General features: G+C 62.3%; 1 protein-coding gene. It reads right to left on the bottom strand.

The window, feature by feature from the left end:
• Positions 1–273: GMP synthase (glutamine-hydrolyzing) (locus SB752_RS32445; RefSeq protein WP_486320406.1), on the bottom strand; the 273-nt coding region annotated here is incomplete at both ends.

Raw genomic sequence — 273 nt, 5'->3', positions numbered from 1 at the left:
GCCATCGCCCACAACGCCAACCGATTTCACTGGCTGGAACACCACGAACGCCTGGCTGACCTTGTGGTACCAGTCGGCTTTGCGCAGTTCTTCGATGAAGATGTGGTCGGCACGACGCAGCAGGTCGGCGTATTCCTTCTTCACTTCACCCAGAATGCGCACGCCCAGGCCCGGGCCCGGGAACGGGTGGCGGTAGACCATGTCGTACGGCAGGCCCAGTTCCAGGCCGATCTTGCGCACTTCGTCCTTGAACAGCTCACGCAGCGGCTCGAC

The sequence above is a fragment of the Brevibacillus sp. SIMBA_040 genome, from assembly GCF_046535075.1.
In the GTDB taxonomy this organism is placed as follows: domain Bacteria; phylum Bacillota; class Bacilli; order Brevibacillales; family Brevibacillaceae; genus Brevibacillus.
This window is presented reverse-complemented; position numbering and strand designations above follow the sequence as displayed.